The sequence below is a fragment of the Pseudomonas sp. S3_B08 genome, from assembly GCF_054667725.1.
In genome coordinates this window covers 3,697,528-3,716,294 of the sequence record NZ_CP162750.1, presented here as the reverse complement: position 1 = coordinate 3,716,294, position 18,767 = coordinate 3,697,528, and the positions used below count along the sequence as shown (strand labels likewise).

Below are 18,767 nucleotides of genomic sequence, written 5' to 3'. Positions count from 1 at the left end.
CTCCTACACAGCTCCTGCGTAATCAGGTCAGTCGATGTATTCGAACAGCTTCACGATCTTCTGCACACCGGACACACCCTGAACCAGATTGGTTGCCTGAGTGGCTTCCTGTTTGGTCAGCAGGCCCAGCAGATAGACGATGCCGTTCTCGGTCACGACTTTGATGCGCGAGCCAGGAATGCTGGCGTCGGTGAGCATCTGGGTCTTGATCTTGGTGGTCAGCCACGCGTCGTTCTGGCGCGCGAGCAGGGAGGACGGTTGCAGCACTTGCAGTTCGTTATGCACCTTCTTCACGCGCTGGACATTGGCGGCGGCCTGTTCGGCTTTGGCCTTGAGGTCTTCGCGTGGCGTCTGGCCGGCGAGCAGGACCACGCCGTTGAAACTGGTGATGACGATGTGCGAGTCGTTGTCCAGGGCCGGGTCGGCCTTGGCGATGTTCACGCCTGCTTTGGTCTCGATCAGCGAGTCGTCGATCTTGCTGCCGAATGTGCGCGTGCCACGGTCGTCTTCGATCGGCGCTTCACGGCTGGCATTTACCACCGAGGTGCAGCCGCTGATGCCGAGGCACAGGGTCAAGGCCAGAAGGCCAAGGCGATTAGGGGTCATTCTTCACTCCCGAACAGTTGGCTGTCGATCAGATCGCAAAGGCAATGGATCGCCAGCAAGTGGACTTCCTGAATACGTGCAGTGACGTTGGCCGGTACGCGAATCTCGACGTCCTCGGGCAACAGCAGCGACGCCATGCCGCCGCCATCGCGTCCGGTCAAAGCTACGACAATCATTTCGCGATCATGTGCGGCCTGGATCGCTTGAATAATGTTCGCCGAGTTGCCGCTGGTCGAAATCGCCAGCAACACATCGCCCGGCTGGCCGAGCGCGCGGATCTGCTTGGAGAACACTTCGTTGTAGCTGTAATCGTTGGCGATCGAGGTGATCGTCGAAGTGTCGGTGGTCAGCGCAATCGCCGGCAGGCTCGGACGCTCGCGCTCGAAGCGGTTGAGCAGCTCCGAAGAAAAATGCTGGGCATCGCCGGCCGAACCACCGTTGCCGCACGAGAGCATTTTGCCTTCGTTGAGCAGGGCGTTGACCATGATCTGGCTGGCTTGCTCGATGTGCGGTGCAAGTACGTCCATCGCCTGTTGCTTGGTGTCGATACTGGCCTGAAATAGCTGGCGAATTCGGGATTGCATGTCCATCTGTGTGACCTTAAGTGGCGCGGCTGTTCGGCACGTGAATGTGCAGCCGGCAAAGCAAAGAGCAAAATGTGTCGGACGAAAACGGGGCAGGATGCAGGCGATCAACTGTCGAAAGCATTCTGCAACCAGTTCAGCTGATTCGGGTGGCTGTCGATTGCCACCACATCGAAGCGGCAGGGGGAATTGGCCCAACGCGACTCGCGCTGAAGAAAATACTGTGCTGCAAAGATCAGTTTCTGCTGCTTGCGCTCGTCGATACTGGCGAGCGCGCCACCCCATTGAGTGTTTTTTCTGTAGCGAACTTCAACGAATACTACTGTATCGCCATCAAGCATGACCAGATCAAGCTCGCCGCGTTTGCATAACCAGTTCTGCGCCAGCAGGCGCAGCCCTTGTTGTTGCAGATGTTCGAGCGCCTGGCGCTCGGCATCCTTGCCGCTTTGCGAGCGTGACCTGTCGGGCATCAGCGCGGGGTGTCCGGCAGGCGCTGCACCTGACCGCTGACGAACTGTGCCCACGGCAACTGGCGCACAACGCGCTGGGTCTGGGTCATGCCGAGGCTGCCCGACTGACCTTCGATGCGGCTGTCCGGCAGGGCCTTGAGTTGACCCAGGCGCGGTGCCAGGCGATAGGCATCGGCGCCCATGGCGTACAGGCGACCGAGGCTGCCATTGGCTTGCGGCCATTGCGCAGCTACTTGCTGGCGCAGCGGATCGCTGGTTTCCAGCAGCCATGGGGTTTCGCAGAAGCGAATGCCGTTCATGTCGTTGTACTGATTGACGTCGCCGCTGGCGCTGTAGACGTGGGAGGTCGCGTAGACCGGCACGTCACCGGCGTACTGGAAATTCAGGGTCGGCTTGATCTGCTGGGCCTGTTGCGGCGTGGCGGCCAAGAAGATGAATTCGATGTCCTGACGACGCGAAGGCTGCGCGGCGACATTGGTGCCGGCAACATTCTGCAGGCTCTTGGCGCGAGCTTCGCTCTGACGCAGCTGGAACATGTCGGCAATCTGCTGGGCCAGTTGCACCGGCTGATCGACACGCTCGGTGGCAACGATGCTGCCGCCATTGGCTTGCCAGTCCTGGCTGAAGGCGCGTAGGACGCGATCGCCCCATTCGCCCTTCGGCACCATGATCGCGGCGCGATGCAGGCCGTCGGCACGGGCGCGACGGGAAACTTCGCGAGCTTCGTCTTCAGCCGCCAGACCGAACTGGAACAACTGCGCCGGGCCTTGCTCGCCTTCGCTGTAGTTCAGCGCCAGGGTGGTGATCGGCAGTTGCGGGCGAGTGCTCAGTTGCTTGACCAGTGGTTTTTCCAGTGGGCCGACTACCAGTTGCACGCCGTCAGCCTGAGCCTTGCGATAGAACTCGTCCATCGAGGTCAGCTTCGAGCTGTCGTAGAACTCGATGGCAGGTGGGTTCTGGCCGGCCTGTTGCGCCTGATAATGCGCGGCCATGAAGCCTTCACGCAGCGCTTTGCCGACCGACGCCAACTGGCCGTCCTGTGGCAGCAGCAGGGCGATTTTGCTCAGTGGCTGGCTGGCCAGTTCCTTGAGTTTGGTCAATGGCAGCGGCAGGTTGACAGCCGCCGGGTGCTTTGGATTTTGCCCACGCCAGTTGTCGATCGCGGCTTGTTGCTGTTCCAGCGTGCCTGCGGTTTTCACCGCTTGCGCCAGAGCCATCCAACCGCCGAGATCGTCGGTGTTGTTCGGTTGCAATTGATCGGTTGGCAGCGAAGCGATCAGGGTCCAGATCGCTTCGTGGTTCTTGCTCGCCGCTTCGCCTTCCAGCATCGGTGCGATGAACACACGTTCGCGGGCAGCGGCCAGTGTCTGGCCGTCGGCTTCAAGGGCGCGGGCGTGAACAGTGCCAGTGCGCACTTGCTGCTCTTCCGGCATTTCCCCGAGCTTCTGGAAGCTCGGATGGCTCAGGGCGGTCAGCGCAGCTTTCGGCTGATTGCGCGTCATGGCCAGTTCGGCGGACAGCGTATTGGCGAAAATCTGCTGGCCTGGCTTGAGTTGCTCCACCGGCACTTGTTGCAGGATTTGCGCGGACTGGCCGGCATTGCCTTGGCGGTAAGCCTGGTCCGCCGCGCTCAGGCGCAGCAGGGCGGCTTGTTCCGGGGTTTTAGCCTGGGCAGCCTGTTCGAGCAGTTGCTCGATGCTGGCGTCCGGAGTCCGTGGAAGTTCGCCAAGGCTGGAGGAAGGGGAGCTGGCACACGCGGCCAACAAGGCAGCGAGGCAGAGGGCAGTGAACAGCCGCAGGCAAGCGATCATGTAAGTGTTCCTGATACTCGATCAAATTAGCGTGGAATTGTACCCAAGCACTGGCCGGGGCGCGATGTTACTGGCGTGAATCGGTCAATTTAGCTGGAGTAAATGTTGCGGCAGCGCACAACCGGGCGAAAAACCGCACTCGGCCGGAGCGCATCGCAAGCCTCATGACGCGCTACAATGGCCGCTTTTACCGATCACGAGGTGTGCGCTTTGACTGCTCCAGGTCCTTTGAATTCCGCTGCTGGCTCGCTTTATGTGGTGGCGACGCCCATCGGCAACCTGGACGACATCAGCGCCCGGGCCTTGAAAATCCTCCGTGAAGTGGCCCTGATTGCAGCGGAAGACACCCGGCATTCGGCGCGCCTGATGCAGCACTTCGGCATCGGCACGCCCTTGGCCGCATGTCACGAACACAACGAACGGGATGAGGGTAGCCGCTTTATTACGCGGTTGTTGGCGGGCGACAACATCGCGCTGATCTCCGATGCCGGCACGCCGCTGATTTCCGATCCGGGTTATCACCTGGTGCGTCAGGCCCGTGCGGCGGGGATCAACGTGGTGCCGGTGCCGGGTGCCTGTGCGTTGATCGCAGCGCTGTCGGCGGCGGGCTTGCCGTCCGACCGTTTTATCTTCGAAGGCTTTCTGCCGGCCAAGTCGGTCGGACGCAAGTCGCGTCTGGAAGCGGTTAAAGAAGAGCCGCGCACATTGATTTTCTATGAAGCGCCGCATCGCATTCTCGAATGCCTGCAGGATATGGAAGCGGTGTTTGGTGGCGAGCGTCAGGCTTTGCTGGCGCGGGAAATCACCAAAACCTTCGAAACCCTTAAAGGCCTGCCGCTCAGCGAACTGCGTGCGTTCGTCGAGTCCGACAGCAATCAGCAGCGCGGCGAGTGCGTAGTGCTGGTGGCCGGCTGGACCGCGCCGGAGTCGGAGGACGCGGTCAGCAGCGAAGCCATGCGCATCCTCGATCTGCTTCTGGAGGAAATGCCGCTCAAGCGCGCCGCCGCACTGGCAGCGCAAATCACTGGCGAGCGCAAAAACGTGTTGTATCAGGTGGCGCTGGATAAACAGAAAGGCGTGTAAGCCGTCGCCCATGGCGTTCTTGAGGGTTTTAGCGCTTGTTCTTCCGGCGCTCTGCCGTTAACCTTCGCGGCGGAGAGTCGATCGGACAGTCGCTGCCCTCTATGAAAATTAGGGGGGGAGGAAAGTCCGGGCTCCATAGGGCGAAGTGCCAGGTAATGCCTGGGAGGCGTGAGCCTACGGAAAGTGCCACAGAAAATAACCGCCTAAGCGCGCAAGCGCCGGTAAGGGTGAAAAGGTGCGGTAAGAGCGCACCGCACGTCTGGCAACAGTTCGTGGCTAGGTAAACCCCACTTGGAGCAAGACCAAATAGGGTCCCAAGGCGTGGCCCGCGCTGGGACCGGGTAGGTTGCTAAAGATGTCCAGTGATGGCCATCGTAGACGAATGACTGTTCAAGACAGAACCCGGCTTACAGATCGACTCTCCACCTTTTTCTTTCCCTGCTTGAAACAAAGAAGACGCGGCTGTGTAATATCAGCCGGCCTGGTCTGAAACTCCGGCAGCGGCAAACGTGGTAATAGCCTTTTCCCACCCTGCTTCAATCAACAGCCGAAGCGCCTTTGTAATACCGAAAAAATCTTACTCTTAACAAACTACTTTAACTTTCGAGCGCAGCTTTCAGTGCTGCATCAAGTTATTGACCAAAACTTCACGTCAGATTCTCGTTGAGCCTCCTTTTACGTCGCTAAATCTCCGTTCTGTAAGGCTTTTCCTTTAATCCGCGCCTTGACGGTGTGGTGGGCGCATTCCTATAGTGTGCGCAAGTGGCGGAAAGTGGCATGAAGTGGGTTTTTTGAGCTCAAAACGATAAAAATTGGAGAAACGCTGACGTGTTTCGCGGAGCTAACGCTATCAGTCTCGATGCAAAGGGCCGTCTCGCCATGCCGAGCCGGTACCGTGACGAGCTCGATTCGCGCAGTTCCGGCCAATTGATCGTGACCATTGATGCCGTTGATCCATGCCTCTGTGTCTATCCGCTCGACGAGTGGGAAATTATTGAAACCAAGTTGCGCGCACTCCCTTCGCTTCGCGAAGAGAACCGTCGCCTGCAACGTTTATTGATTGGTAATGCCGTCGACCTCGAACTCGATGGCAGTGGTCGTTTCCTGGTTCCGCCGCGTTTGCGCGAATACGCCAAGCTCGATAAGCGCGCGATGCTGGTCGGCCAACTGAACAAGTTCCAATTGTGGGACGAGGATGCATGGAATGCGGTATCTGCCGCTGACCTTGCTGCTATTCAACAACCGGGCGCGATGCCTGATGAACTGCGTGATTTGATCCTGTGACTATTGATAGCGGCTTTAACCACATCACCGTACTGCTTGACGAAGCCGTCGAGGCTCTCGCCGTACGTCCTGATGGCTGCTATCTGGACGGCACGTTCGGGCGCGGCGGGCACAGTCGGTTGATCCTCAGCCAGCTCGGGCCGGACGGTCGACTCATCGGATTCGACAAGGATCCTCAAGCGATTGCCACCGGGCAAACGCTAGCGGCCGAAGACGGCCGCTTTGTCGTTGTGCAGCGCAGCTTTGCCGAGCTCGGTTCGGTGGTTGCCGAGCAAGGCCTGACCGGCAAGGTCAGCGGCATTCTGCTTGACCTCGGTGTGTCTTCGCCGCAGCTTGATGACGCCGAGCGCGGCTTCAGTTTCCTCAATGACGGGCCGCTGGACATGCGCATGGACCCGTCCCGTGGCATCAGCGCTGCCGAATTCGTCAACACCGCGCCCGTGGAAGAAATCGCCCGGGTGTTCAAGGAATACGGCGAAGAACGTTTCTCCGGGCGTATGGCCCGTGCGGTCGCCGAGCGTCGTGACATCAAGCCGTTCGAGCGCACCGCCGATCTGGCCGAAGTGCTGAAAGTCGCCAACCCGGCGTGGGAAAAGGGCAAGAACCCGGCCACCCGCGCATTCCAGGGGTTGCGCATTCACGTCAACAACGAACTCGGCGATCTGGAAGCCGGCCTCGACGCCGCGCTGGAAGCGCTGGAAGTTGGCGGCCGCCTGGTGGTGATCAGCTTCCACTCGCTGGAAGACCGCATCGTCAAACTGTTCATGCGCAAGCTGGTGAAAGGTGAGGCCGACAATTTGCCGCGCAACCTGCCGGTTCGCCACGTCGCCTTCGAACCGAAAATCAAAATCCACGGCAAAGCGCAGACGGCCTCCGACGCCGAACTCAAAGCCAACCCACGTTCCCGTAGCGCCGTCATGCGTGTCGCGGAGAAGTTGCGGTGAGCAAGCTTTTCGCCAAACCACTGCCCGGCGGCAGCTTTCTGATGCTGCTGCTGTTTATCGGCGTGCTGTTTTCGGCCATTGCCGTGTCGTACAGCGCGCACTGGAACCGGCAGTTGCTCAACACCCTTTATAACGAACTCAGCGTGCGCGACAAGGCGCAGGCCGAGTGGGGACGCTTGATTCTCGAGCAGAGCACCTGGACCGCGCACAGCCGCATCGAAGTGCTAGCCACCGAACAACTGAAAATGCACATCCCTGGCGCGGCTGACGTGAAGATGGTGGCGCCATGATGAAACTCGAAGGCGCACTGTTCCCATGGCGCTTCCGCCTGATGGTGGCGCTGCTCGGTCTGATGGTCGCGGCGATCTGCTGGCGCATCATCGACCTGCAAGTGGTCGACCGTGACTTCCTCAAAGGGCAGGGCGATGCGCGCAGCCTGCGGCATATTCCGATTCCGGCGCACCGTGGCCTGATCACCGACCGTAATGGCGAGCCTCTGGCGGTCAGTACGCCGGTGACTACGCTGTGGGCCAATGCCAAGGAAATGCAGTCGGCCAAAGAGAAGTGGCCGGCGCTCGCCGCTGCGCTGGGCCAGAACCCGAAAGCCCTGAGCGAACGCCTCGAAGCCCAGGCCAACAAAGAATTCATTTATCTGGTGCGCGGGCTGACCCCCGAGCAGGGTCAGGCTGTGCTCGATCTGAAAGTGCCGGGCGTCTACGGCATCGAAGAATTCCGCCGCTTCTACCCGGCCGGTGAAGTCACCGCGCACATGGTCGGCTTTACCGACATCGACGATCACGGTCGCGAAGGCGTCGAGCTGGCCTATGACGAATGGCTGGCCGGGGTGCCGGGCAAACGACAAGTCATCAAGGATCGCCGTGGCCGGTTGATCAAGGATGTTCAAGTCACCAAGAACGCCAAGGCCGGCAAGCCCTTGGCGTTGTCGATTGACCTGCGTCTGCAATACCTGGCCAACCGCGAGCTGCGCAACGCGATCATCGAGAACGGTGCCAAGGCCGGCAGTCTGGTGATCATGGATGTGAAGACCGGCGAGATCCTGGCCATGGTCAACCAGCCGACCTACAACCCGAACAACCGTCGCAACCTGCAACCGGCGATGATGCGCAACCGCGCCATGATCGACGTGTTCGAGCCGGGTTCGACCATGAAAGCCATTTCCATGAGCGCGGCAATCGAAACCGGCCGCTGGAAACCGAGCGACACCGTCGAGGTGTATCCGGGCTCGTTGCAGATCGGCAAATACACCATCAAAGACGTGTCGAAGACCGAAGGGCCAGTGCTCGATCTGACCGGCATCCTGATCAATTCCAGTAACGTCGGCATGAGTAAGGTCGCCTTCGATATCGGCGGCGAAACCATTTTCCGTCTCGCGCAGAAAGTCGGCCTCGGTCAGGACACCGGCCTGGGCTTCCCCGGCGAACGTGTCGGCAATCTGCCGAACTACCGCGAATGGCGCAAGGCTGAAACTGCAACCTTGTCTTACGGCTACGGTATTTCGGTGACCGCGATCCAGTTGGTGCACGCGTTCTCGGCACTGGCCAACAACGGTCGTCTCGCGCCGCTGACGCTGATCAAAACCGACAAGATGCCGCAGACCACCCAAGTGCTGCCGGAAGCCGTGGCGAAAACCATGCAGGGCATGTTGCAGCAGGTAATCGAAGCGCCGCGCGGCGTGTTCCGTGCGCAGGTGCCGGCTTATCACGTCGGCGGCAAGTCGGGTACCGCGCGCAAGACCTCGGTCGGCACCAAGGGCTACGCGGAAAACTCCTACCGTTCGCTGTTCGCCGGCTTCGGCCCGATGAGCGATCCGCGTTACGCCATTGTTGTGGTGATTGATGAGCCAACCAAGGCCGGTTACTTCGGTGGTCTGGTGTCGGCGCCGGTATTCAGCCGTGTGATGTCCGGCACCCTGCGTCTGATGAACGTGACCCCGGACAACCTGCCGACCACCCAACAGGCCAACGCCACCCCGGTCGTTCCGCTGAAAGCCAATGGAGGGCGCGGCTGATGTCATTAAGTCTGAACAAGATATTTCCCCACGCCGGCCACGATCTGTTGATCCGTGAACTGGCGCTGGACAGCCGCAACGTGCGCGCCGGCGATCTGTTTCTCGCCGTGCCCGGCGGCCGTTTCGATGGCCGTGCGCATATCGCGGATGCCTTGCAACGCGGCGCGGCTGCCGTGGCTTATGAAGTCGAAGGCGCCACCGTGCTGCCGATCACTGACGTGCCGCTGATTCCGGTCAAGGGTCTGGCGGCGCAGCTGTCGGACATCGCCGGGCGTTTTTACGGTGAGCCGAGTCATCACCTGAACCTGATCGGTGTCACCGGCACCAATGGCAAGACCAGCGTGACCCAACTGGTCGCGCAGGCGCTGGATCTGCTCGGCCAGCATTGCGGCATCGTCGGTACGCTGGGTTCCGGTTTCTACGGCGCGCTGGAAAGCGGCCTGCACACCACGCCGAACCCGATTGCCGTGCAAGCGACCCTGGGTGACCTGAAAAAGGCCGGTGCCAAAGCCGTGGCCATGGAAGTCTCGTCCCACGGTCTGGATCAGGGCCGGGTCACCGCGCTGGCGTTCGACGTGGCGGTGATGACCAACCTGTCCCGCGATCATCTGGATTATCACGGCACCATGCAGGCGTACGCCGAGGCCAAGGCCCGGCTGTTCGCCTGGAATGACCTGAAGTGCCGCGTGGTCAACCTCGACGACGATTTCGGCCGGCAACTGGCGGCGGAAAAACGCGAGTCGCGTTTGATCACCTACAGCCTGCTCGACAGCAGTGCCTACCTGTTCTGCCGCGAAGCGCAGTTCGACGACCATGGTGTACGCGCCACGCTGGTCACGCCGCAGGGCGAGCATCACCTGCGCAGTACGCTGCTTGGTCGTTTCAACCTGAGTAACGTGCTGGCCGCAGTCGGCGCCTTGCTCGGTCTGGATTACGCCCTCGACGAAATTCTCAAAGTGCTGCCGAAGCTCGAAGGCCCGGCCGGTCGCATGCAGCGTCTGGGTGGTGGCACGCAGCCGTTGGTGGTGGTCGATTACGCCCACACGCCCGATGCGCTGGAAAAGGTTCTCACTGCGCTGCGCCCGCACGTCAAAGGCCAACTGCTGTGCCTGTTCGGCTGCGGCGGTGATCGCGATCGCGGCAAACGTCCGTTGATGGCCGAAGTGGTCGAGCGTCTCGCCGACCAGGTGCTGGTCACCGATGACAACCCGCGCACCGAAGATCCTGCTGTGATTTTCGACGACATCCGCGCCGGTTTCACCGCTGTGGATAAAGTCACTTTCGTCGCCGGTCGCGGCCAGGCCATCGCACAACTTATCGCCGGCGCGACCGCTGACGACGTGATTGTTCTCGCCGGCAAAGGTCACGAGGACTATCAGGAAATCAACGGCGTGCGCCATGCCTTCTCCGATCTGGTCGAGGCTGATCATGCTCTGACCGCGTGGGAGGTGGCCCATGCTTAAGGCTCTGACACTTAGTGAACTGACCAACGCCCTCGAAGCCCGTTTGATCGGCGCTGACGCGAGTTTCGACGGCGTCAGTATCGACAGCCGCGCCATTCAGCCCGGCCAGTTGTTCATCGCCCTGACCGGCCCGCGTTTCGACGGTCATGACTACCTTAACGATGTCGCTGGCAAAGGCGCCGTCGCTGCATTGGTCGAGCGTGAAGTCGCCGACAGCGCGTTGCCGCAATTGCTGGTCAAGGACACCCGTCAGGCCCTCGGCCAACTCGGCGCGTTGAACCGTGCTGCGTTCACCCAGCCAGTGGCGGCGGTGACCGGTTCCAGTGGCAAGACCACGGTCAAGGAAATGCTCGCGAGCATCCTGCGCACGCGCGGTCCGGTGCTGGCGACCCGTGGCAATCTGAACAACGACCTCGGCGTGCCGCTGACCCTGATCGAACTGGCGCCGGAACACACCTCGGCTGTCATCGAACTGGGCGCTTCACGTCTGGGCGAGATCGCTTACACCGTCGGCCTGACCAAGCCGCACGTAGCGATCCTGAACAACGCCGGCACCGCTCACGTCGGTGAGTTCGGCGGTCCGGAAAAAATCGTCGAAGCCAAAGGTGAAATCATCGAAGGCCTGGCCGCCGATGGCATCGCCGTGCTCAACCTCGATGACAAGGCTTTCGGTATCTGGAAGACCCGCGCTGCCGGTCGTCAGGTGCTGACCTTCGCCCTGAGCAACAGCGAGGCGAATTTCCACGCCAGCGATCTGGCCACTGATGCCCGCGGTTGCCCGGCGTTCAACCTGCACACCCCTGAAGGTAGCGAGCGCGTGCAACTGAACCTGCTCGGTACCCATAACGTCGCCAATGCCCTGGCTGCCGCCGCTGCTGCCCACGCCTTGGGCGTGTCGCTGTTCGGCATCGCCACCGGGCTGGGCGCGGTGCAACCGGTCAAGGGGCGCACCGTCGCGCAACTGGCGAAAAACGGCATGCGCGTCATCGATGACACCTACAACGCAAACCCCACCTCGATGTGCGCGGCCGTTGATATACTCGCCGGCTTTTCCGGCCGCACCGTCCTGGTGCTCGGGGATATCGGCGAGTTGGGCGACTGGGCGGAGCAGGGGCACCGCGACGTGGGCGAGTACGCCCGAGGCAAGGTTTCCGCGCTTTACGCGGTCGGGCCGAACATGGTCCACGCGGTAAACGCTTTCGGTGAGCAGGCGCAGCACTTCGGCACCCAGGCCGAGCTGATCCAGGCCCTCGCCGCCGAGCAGGACACAAACACCACCATTTTGATCAAGGGTTCGCGCAGCGCAGCGATGGAAAACATCGTTGCGGCTCTGTGCGGGTCCAGTCTGGAGAAACATTAATGCTGCTGCTGCTAGCGGAGTATCTGCAACAGTTCTACAAAGGCTTCGCGGTCTTCCAGTACCTGACCCTGCGCGGGATTCTCGGTGTGCTGACCGCGCTGGTCTTGTCGCTGTGCTATGGCCCGTGGATGATCCGTACTCTGCAGAACCGTCAGATCGGCCAATCGGTGCGCAACGACGGTCCGCAATCGCACCTGTCCAAATCCGGTACGCCGACCATGGGTGGCGCGCTGATTCTGTCTTCGATCGGCGTCAGCACCTTGCTCTGGGCTGACCTGAGCAACCGCTACGTCTGGGTGGTGCTGCTGGTGACCCTGCTGTTCGGCGCCATCGGCTGGGTCGACGATTACCGCAAAGTCATCGAGAAGAACTCCCGTGGCCTGCCGAGCCGCTGGAAGTATTTCTGGCAGTCGGTGTTCGGCCTCGGCGCTGCGATCTTCCTTTATATGACTGCCGCGACGCCGGTGGAAACCACGCTGATTCTGCCGATGCTCAAGGACTACAGCATCCCGCTGGGCGCCGGTTTCATCGTGCTGACCTACTTCGTCATTGTCGGTTCGAGCAACGCGGTCAACCTGACTGACGGCCTCGACGGCCTGGCGATCATGCCGACGGTGATGGTCGGCGGCGGCCTGGGGATTTTCTGCTACCTGTCGGGCAACGTGAAGTTCGCCGAATACCTGCTGATTCCTTACGTGCCGGGCGCAGGCGAATTGATCGTGTTCTGCGGTGCACTGATCGGTGCCGGCCTCGGTTTCCTCTGGTTCAACACCTATCCAGCGCAGGTGTTCATGGGCGACGTCGGTGCCCTGGCACTCGGCGCGGCACTGGGCACCATCGCGGTGATCGTCCGTCAGGAAATCGTCCTGTTCATCATGGGCGGCGTGTTCGTGATGGAAACCCTGTCAGTGGTCATTCAGGTTGCCTCCTTTAAGCTGACCGGTCGCCGCGTGTTCCGCATGGCGCCGATTCACCACCACTTTGAACTCAAGGGCTGGCCCGAGCCGCGCGTGATCGTCCGTTTCTGGATCATCACCGTGATTCTCGTCCTGGTCGGCCTTGCCACCCTGAAGCTGAGGTAGAACGAGTGTCTCTGATCGCTTCTGACCACTTCCGCATCGTTGTCGGCCTCGGCAAGAGCGGCATGTCCCTGGTTCGCTTCCTGGCGAACCGGGGCACGTCGTTTGCTGTGGCCGACACGCGGGAAAATCCACCGGAACTGGCCACGCTCAAGCGTGACTATCCGCACGTGGAAGTGCGTTGTGGCGAGCTGGACGTCGAATTCCTCTGCCGTGCCGACGAGCTCTACGTAAGCCCCGGCTTGGCGCTGGCGACTCCGGCCCTGCAAGCCGCCGCTGCCCGTGGCGTGAAAATGTCTGGCGACATCGAGTTGTTCGCGCGTTACGCGCGGGCGCCGATCGTCGCGATCACCGGCTCCAACGCGAAAAGCACCGTGACCACGCTGGTCGGTGAGATGGCGGCTGCGGCCGGCAAGCGCGTCGCCGTTGGCGGCAACCTCGGCACGCCAGCGCTGGACCTGCTCAGCGATGACGTCGAGCTGTACGTCATGGAGTTGTCGAGTTTCCAGCTGGAAACCACCGACCAGCTCAACGCCGAAGTCGCCACCGTACTGAACATCAGCGAAGACCACATGGATCGCTACAGCGGTCTGCCGGCCTATCACCTGGCCAAGCACCGGATCTTCCGGGGCGCGAAGCAGTTTGTGGTCAACCGTCAGGATGCCCTGAGCCGTCCATTGATCGGTGAAGGTCAGCCATGCTGGACCTTTGGCCTGAGCAAACCGGATTTCAAAGCGTTCGGCATTCGCGAAGAAGACGGCGAGAAGTACCTCTCCTTCGAATTCCAGAACCTGATGCCCGTGCGTGAACTGAAGATTCGCGGTGCGCATAACCAGTCCAACGCGCTCGCCGCATTGGCACTGGGTCACGCTGTGGGTCTGCCGTTCGACGCCATGCTCGCGGCGCTGCGCACGTTTGCCGGGCTCGAACACCGCTGCCAGTGGGTGCGCGATCTCGATGGCGTGGCCTATTACAACGATTCCAAAGCCACCAACGTTGGCGCCGCTCTGGCGGCCATCGAAGGCCTCGGTGCGGACATCGACGGCAAGGTCATTCTGATCGCCGGCGGTGACGGCAAAGGCGCCGAATTCAACGATCTGCGCGATCCGGTGGCGGCCAACTGCCGCGCCGTGGTGCTGATGGGGCGTGACTCCGACAAGATCGGCGAGGCCATTGGCGATGCCGTGCCGCTGATCCGCGCGACCTCGCTGGTCGACGCCGTCGCGCAATGCCGCGCAGCTGCCCAGCCGGGTGACGTGGTGCTGCTGTCTCCGGCCTGCGCCAGTTTCGACATGTTCAAGAATTACGAAGACCGTGGTCACCAGTTCGTCCGCGCTGTGGAGGAACTGGCATGAACTTGAGAAACATCATCAAGCCGTACCCGTCGCCGCTGATCACCGGGCGTGGCATCGACCTCGACTTCCCGATGCTCGCCGGTTGCCTGGCGCTGCTCGGCCTGGGCCTGATCATGATCGCTTCGGCGTCCACCGAAGTGGCGGCGGCGCAGTCGGGCAGTCCGCTGTATTACATGATTCGCCACCTTATCTATGTGGTGCTGGGTCTGGGCGCGTGCATTGTCACCATGATGATCCCGATCGCCACTTGGCAGCGCCTCGGCTGGATGATGCTGATCGGTGCGTTCGGCCTGTTGGTGATGGTGATCATCCCCGGCATCGGCCGCGAAGTGAACGGTTCGATGCGCTGGATCGGTTTCAGCTTCTTCAACGTGCAGCCGTCGGAAATCGCCAAGGTGTTCGTGGTGATCTACCTCGCCGGTTATCTGGTGCGCCGGCAGAAAGAAGTGCGCGAGAGCTGGATGGGCTTCTTCAAGCCGTTCATCGTCCTGCTGCCGATGGCGGGTCTGTTGCTGATGGAACCGGACTTCGGTGCCACCGTAGTCATGATGGGCGCGGCGGCGGCGATGCTGTTCCTTGGCGGGGTCGGGCTGTTCCGCTTCTCGCTGATGGTGGTGCTGGCGGTTGGCGCGGTGGTTCTGCTGATTCAGATGCAGCCGTATCGAATGGCGCGTCTGACCAACTTCGCCGACCCGTGGGCCGACCAGTTCGGTGCCGGCTATCAGTTGTCGCAGGCCTTGATCGCTTTCGGTCGCGGCGAGTGGCTGGGCGTCGGCCTGGGCAACAGCGTGCAGAAACAGTTTTATCTGCCGGAAGCGCACACCGACTTCGTGTTCTCGGTACTTGCCGAAGAACTGGGCGCCGTGGGTTCGTTGTGCACCGTCGCGCTGTTCGTGTTCGTGTGTATTCGCGGCATGTACATCGGCCTGTGGGCGGAGAAGGCCAAGCAGTTCTTTGCCGCTTACGTGGCTTACGGCTTGTCGTTCCTGTGGATTGGTCAGTTCCTGATCAACATCGGTGTGAACGTCGGCCTGCTGCCAACCAAGGGTCTGACCTTGCCGTTCCTCAGTTACGGCGGCAGCTCGCTGGTGATCTGCTGCGCCTGTCTGGGCCTGTTGCTGCGCATCGAGTGGGAGAGTCGAACCCACCTGGGCAGCGAAGAGATGGAATTCCAGGAGAGCGACTTCGCCGAGGAGCCGACTCATGGGCGCTAACGTATTGATCATGGCCGGCGGTACCGGCGGCCACGTGTTCCCGGCGCTGGCCTGTGCCCGCGAGTTTCAGGCGCGCGGCTACACCGTGCACTGGCTCGGCACGCCACGGGGGATCGAAAACGAACTGGTCCCGGCGGCAGGGCTTGAACTGCACCGGATCAACGCCAGCGGTCTGCGTGGCAAGGGCAAGCTGTCGCTGCTCAAGGCGCCGCTGATGCTGCTGAAATCGGTGTGGCAGGCGCGGGCGATCATGCGCCGTCTGAAGCCGGTGTGCGTGGTTGGCTTCGGCGGTTATGTGACCGGCCCTGGTGGTCTTGCCGCGAAACTGGCTGGCGTGCCGGTGATCGTTCACGAGCAGAACGCTGTCGCCGGCACCGCCAATCGGTTGCTGGTGCCGTTCGCCGCCCGAGTGTGTGAAGCGTTCCCCGACACCTTTACTCTGTCGGACAGCCGCCGTACCACCGGTAATCCGGTGCGCAGCGAGCTGTTCCTCGACACATCGCGACCGGCGCTGGCCGGGCGCAAAGCGCGTTTGCTGATCCTTGGCGGCAGCCTGGGCGCAGAACCGTTGAACAAATTGCTGCCTGAAGCCCTGGCCCAAGTCGCTGCCGACCTGCGCCCGGAAGTGTTTCATCAGGCCGGCAAAAACCACGATGAAGTGACTGCCGAGCGTTACCGCGCCGTGGGTGTGGAAGCGCAGGTGCAGCCGTTCATCAAAGACATGGCCCAGGCCTATGGCTGGGCTGACCTGGTGGTGTGCCGCGCTGGCGCGTTGACCATCAGTGAGCTGGCGGCCGCCGGTCTGCCCTCGATGCTGGTGCCTTTGCCCCACGCGATCGACGATCACCAGACCCGCAACGCCGATTATTTGGCCCGCGAAGGCGCTGCCTTCCTGATGCCGCAAAGAACGACTGGTGCCGCGGATCTTGCCGCGCGCCTGACAGAGGTCTTGATGCAACCGCAACGACTCGAAGCAATGGCCCAAGCGGCCCGCCGACTGGCCAAACCCGATGCCACCCGTAGCGTGGTCGATACCTGTCTGGAGGTGGCCCATGGTTGAGAATCAGAAAGCCATGCCACAACCGGAAATGCGCCGCATCCGTCGCATCCACTTCGTCGGCATCGGCGGCGTGGGCATGTGCGGCATCGCTGAAGTGTTGTTGAACCTGGGCTATCAAGTCTCCGGTTCCGACCTGAAAGCCTCGCCGGTCACCGAGCGCCTGGAAACCTTCGGCGCGCAGATCTTCATCGGTCACCGTGCCGAGAACGCCGCTACCGCCGACGTGCTGGTGGTGTCGAGCGCAGTGAACACGTCCAACCCGGAAGTGGCGACTGCCCTTGAGCGCCGCATTCCAGTGGTGCCGCGTGCAGAAATGCTCGCCGAGCTGATGCGCTATCGCCACGGCATCGCCGTCGCCGGTACCCATGGCAAAACCACCACCACCAGCCTGATCGCTTCGGTGTTCGCGGCCGGTGGTCTGGACCCGACATTCGTGATCGGTGGTCGTCTGAACGCGGCGGGCACCAACGCCCAGCTCGGCACCAGCCGTTACCTGATCGCCGAAGCGGACGAAAGCGATGCGAGCTTCCTGCATCTGCAGCCGCTGGTGGCCGTGGTCACCAACATAGACGCCGACCACATGGCGACCTACGACGGTGACTTCAACAAACTGAAGAAAACCTTCGTCGAATTCCTGCACAACCTGCCGTTCTACGGTTTGGCGGTGATGTGCCTGGACGATCCGGTGGTGCGCGAAATCCTGCCGCTGGTCAAGCGTCCGACCGTTACCTACGGCTTCAGCGAAGACGCCGATGTGCGCGCGATCAATGTCCGTCAGCAGGGCATGCAGACCTTCTTCACCGTCCTGCGCCCGGATCGCGAGCCGCTGGACGTGTCGGTGAACATGCCCGGCAACCATAACGTGCTCAACTCGCTGGCGACCATCTGCATCGCCACCGACGAAGGCGTCAGCGATGAAGCCATCGTTCAGGGCCTGTCAGGCTTCCAGGGCGTCGGTCGACGCTTTCAGGTCTACGGCGAGCTGCCGGTGGACGGCGGCAACGTGATGCTGGTCGACGACTACGGTCACCACCCGACCGAAGTTGCTGCCGTGATCAAAGCCGTGCGCGGTGGCTGGCCGGAGCGTCGTCTGGTGATGGTCTACCAGCCGCACCGCTACAGCCGCACCCGTGATCTGTACGACGACTTCGTCAATGTACTGGCCGACGCCAACGTGCTGCTGCTGATGGAAGTCTATCCGGCCGGCGAAGAGCCGATCCCCGGCGCCGACAGCCGCAAGCTGTGCAACAGCATCCGTCAGCGCGGTCAGCTCGACCCGATCTACATCGAGCGTGGCGTTGACTTGGCGCCGTTGGTCAAGCCGCTGCTGCGCGCCGGCGACATTCTGTTGTGCCAGGGCGCTGGTGACATCGGCGGTCTCGCGCCGAAGCTGTTGAAAAGTGAATTGTTCGCCGGCGCCGTGGCGGCGCCGGTCGAGGGGAAGTTGAAATGACTGCTGCCTACGCCAAGCTGTTCTCCACCATCGCGCCGAAAGACTTCGGCCGCGTCGCCGTGCTCTTCGGCGGCCTGAGTGCCGAGCGTGAGGTTTCGCTGAAATCCGGCAACGCCGTGCTCGAGGCGCTGCAAAGCGCTGGCGTCGATGCGTTCGGCATCGATGTCGGTGAAGACTTCCTGCAGCGTCTGCTCAGCGAAAAGATCGACCGCGCGTTCATCATTCTCCACGGTCGCGGCGGTGAAGACGGCAGCATGCAGGGCCTGCTCGAGTGCGCGGGCATCCCGTACACCGGCAGCGGCATCCTCGCCTCGGCACTGGCGATGGACAAGCTGCGTACCAAGCAGGTCTGGCACAGCCTCGGGATTCCGACGCCGCGTCACGCCGTGCTGTGCAGCGAAGCCGATTGTATTTCCGCAGCGACGGAACTGGGCCTGCCTTTGATCGTCAAACCGGCGCATGAAGGTTCAAGTATCGGGATGGCCAAAGTGAATTCTGCGTCCGAGTTGATCGACGCATGGAAAGCGGCCAGTACCTACGATTCGCAAGTGTTGGTCGAGCAATGGATTCAAGGTCCGGAGTTCACCATCGCCACCCTGCGTGACCAGGTGTTGCCTCCAATCGCCCTGGGTACACCGCACACATTTTACGACTACGACGCCAAGTACATCGCCAACGATACCCAGTACCGCATTCCGTGCGGGCTGGACGCGGCCAAGGAACAGGAACTCATGGAACTCACGGCCAAGGCCTGTGAGGCGCTGGGTATCGCCGGTTGGGGCCGGGCGGACGTGATGCAGGACGCCGACGGGCAGTTCTGGTTCCTCGAAGTCAATACCGCACCGGGCATGACCGATCACAGCCTGGTGCCGATGGCGGCGCGGGCTGCCGGTCTGGATTTCCAGCAACTGGTTCTGGCCATTCTGGCCGCCAGCGTTGAAGACGCAGGCGCAACAGAGGCGCGAGGTTAAG

The 18,767-nt window shown here is 61.7% G+C and carries 17 protein-coding genes and 1 other RNA gene; 14 read left to right on the top strand and 4 right to left on the bottom strand.

Annotated elements, in window-relative coordinates; translation table 11 throughout:
• Nucleotides 1–27: 27 nt before the first annotated feature.
• The 4 genes from AB4N73_RS16720 to AB4N73_RS16705 all read right to left on the bottom strand — a co-directional run bounded on the left by AB4N73_RS16720 (nucleotide 28) and on the right by AB4N73_RS16705 (nucleotide 3,471).
• Entirely contained in the window at nucleotides 28–606 is a 579-nt protein-coding gene (locus tag AB4N73_RS16720; RefSeq protein WP_024014250.1) for a BON domain-containing protein, read from the bottom strand.
• Nucleotides 603–1,196, bottom strand: a complete 594-nt coding sequence (locus AB4N73_RS16715; RefSeq protein WP_008082788.1) for a phosphoheptose isomerase — start codon at nucleotides 1,194–1,196, stop codon at nucleotides 603–605. Before AB4N73_RS16715 ends, AB4N73_RS16720 begins: the two co-directional genes overlap by 4 nt.
• Before the next feature lie 101 nt (nucleotides 1,197–1,297).
• A complete protein-coding gene (locus AB4N73_RS16710) occupies nucleotides 1,298–1,660 on the bottom strand; it encodes a YraN family protein (RefSeq protein WP_016773265.1) in 363 nt (120 codons plus the stop codon).
• Complete coding sequence (locus AB4N73_RS16705) at nucleotides 1,660–3,471, bottom strand: penicillin-binding protein activator (RefSeq protein WP_252886786.1); 1,812 nt, start codon at nucleotides 3,469–3,471, stop codon at nucleotides 1,660–1,662. The genes AB4N73_RS16710 and AB4N73_RS16705 overlap by 1 nt, the downstream gene beginning before the upstream one ends.
• 177 nt (nucleotides 3,472–3,648) lie before the next feature.
• On the opposite strand from AB4N73_RS16705, the gene rsmI reads away from it, so the two are divergent.
• The 14 genes from rsmI to AB4N73_RS16635 all read left to right on the top strand — a co-directional run bounded on the left by rsmI (nucleotide 3,649) and on the right by AB4N73_RS16635 (nucleotide 18,766).
• Nucleotides 3,649–4,554, top strand: coding sequence for a 16S rRNA (cytidine(1402)-2'-O)-methyltransferase (gene rsmI, locus AB4N73_RS16700; protein WP_460142336.1), 906 nt, complete (start codon nucleotides 3,649–3,651; stop codon nucleotides 4,552–4,554).
• Between the two features lie 73 nt (nucleotides 4,555–4,627).
• An RNA gene (rnpB, locus tag AB4N73_RS16695) (RNase P RNA component class A) lies at nucleotides 4,628–4,980 on the top strand.
• Nucleotides 4,981–5,382: 402 nt separating this feature from the next.
• The gene (gene mraZ / locus AB4N73_RS16690) at nucleotides 5,383–5,838 is read left to right on the top strand and encodes a division/cell wall cluster transcriptional repressor MraZ (protein ID WP_007917012.1); all 456 of its coding nucleotides are present in this window, start codon (nucleotides 5,383–5,385) and stop codon (nucleotides 5,836–5,838) included.
• Nucleotides 5,835–6,782 (top strand): 16S rRNA (cytosine(1402)-N(4))-methyltransferase RsmH, encoded by a 948-nt coding sequence (gene rsmH / locus AB4N73_RS16685; protein ID WP_024014247.1) that lies wholly within the window; start codon nucleotides 5,835–5,837, stop codon nucleotides 6,780–6,782. The genes mraZ and rsmH overlap by 4 nt, the downstream gene beginning before the upstream one ends.
• Nucleotides 6,779–7,072: a cell division protein FtsL gene (gene ftsL / locus AB4N73_RS16680; protein WP_016773269.1), complete on the top strand. Its 294-nt coding sequence runs from the start codon at nucleotides 6,779–6,781 to the stop codon at nucleotides 7,070–7,072. The genes rsmH and ftsL overlap by 4 nt, the downstream gene beginning before the upstream one ends.
• Nucleotides 7,072–8,811, top strand: a complete 1,740-nt coding sequence (locus tag AB4N73_RS16675; RefSeq protein WP_174823877.1) for a peptidoglycan D,D-transpeptidase FtsI family protein — start codon at nucleotides 7,072–7,074, stop codon at nucleotides 8,809–8,811. The genes ftsL and AB4N73_RS16675 overlap by 1 nt, the downstream gene beginning before the upstream one ends.
• Nucleotides 8,811–10,274 (top strand): UDP-N-acetylmuramoyl-L-alanyl-D-glutamate--2,6-diaminopimelate ligase, encoded by a 1,464-nt coding sequence (locus AB4N73_RS16670; protein WP_016773271.1) that lies wholly within the window; start codon nucleotides 8,811–8,813, stop codon nucleotides 10,272–10,274. The genes AB4N73_RS16675 and AB4N73_RS16670 overlap by 1 nt, the downstream gene beginning before the upstream one ends.
• Entirely contained in the window at nucleotides 10,267–11,634 is a 1,368-nt protein-coding gene (locus tag AB4N73_RS16665) for a UDP-N-acetylmuramoyl-tripeptide--D-alanyl-D-alanine ligase (RefSeq protein ID WP_024014246.1), read from the top strand. Before AB4N73_RS16670 ends, AB4N73_RS16665 begins: the two co-directional genes overlap by 8 nt.
• Nucleotides 11,634–12,716, top strand: a complete 1,083-nt coding sequence (gene mraY / locus AB4N73_RS16660; RefSeq protein ID WP_016773275.1) for a phospho-N-acetylmuramoyl-pentapeptide-transferase — start codon at nucleotides 11,634–11,636, stop codon at nucleotides 12,714–12,716. The genes AB4N73_RS16665 and mraY overlap by 1 nt, the downstream gene beginning before the upstream one ends.
• Before the next feature lie 5 nt (nucleotides 12,717–12,721).
• On the top strand, nucleotides 12,722–14,068 hold the full coding sequence (gene murD, locus AB4N73_RS16655) for a UDP-N-acetylmuramoyl-L-alanine--D-glutamate ligase (protein WP_236168913.1): 1,347 nt from the start codon (nucleotides 12,722–12,724) through the stop codon (nucleotides 14,066–14,068).
• On the top strand, nucleotides 14,065–15,282 hold the full coding sequence (ftsW, locus tag AB4N73_RS16650) for a putative lipid II flippase FtsW (RefSeq protein WP_016773276.1): 1,218 nt from the start codon (nucleotides 14,065–14,067) through the stop codon (nucleotides 15,280–15,282). The genes murD and ftsW overlap by 4 nt, the downstream gene beginning before the upstream one ends.
• The gene (murG, locus tag AB4N73_RS16645) at nucleotides 15,272–16,342 is read left to right on the top strand and encodes an undecaprenyldiphospho-muramoylpentapeptide beta-N-acetylglucosaminyltransferase (protein ID WP_016773277.1); all 1,071 of its coding nucleotides are present in this window, start codon (nucleotides 15,272–15,274) and stop codon (nucleotides 16,340–16,342) included. Before ftsW ends, murG begins: the two co-directional genes overlap by 11 nt.
• Nucleotides 16,335–17,795: a UDP-N-acetylmuramate--L-alanine ligase gene (gene murC / locus AB4N73_RS16640; protein WP_024014243.1), complete on the top strand. Its 1,461-nt coding sequence runs from the start codon at nucleotides 16,335–16,337 to the stop codon at nucleotides 17,793–17,795. Before murG ends, murC begins: the two co-directional genes overlap by 8 nt.
• Complete coding sequence (locus AB4N73_RS16635; RefSeq protein ID WP_016773280.1) at nucleotides 17,792–18,766, top strand: D-alanine--D-alanine ligase; 975 nt, start codon at nucleotides 17,792–17,794, stop codon at nucleotides 18,764–18,766. Before murC ends, AB4N73_RS16635 begins: the two co-directional genes overlap by 4 nt.
• Nucleotide 18,767 lies beyond the last annotated feature (1 nt).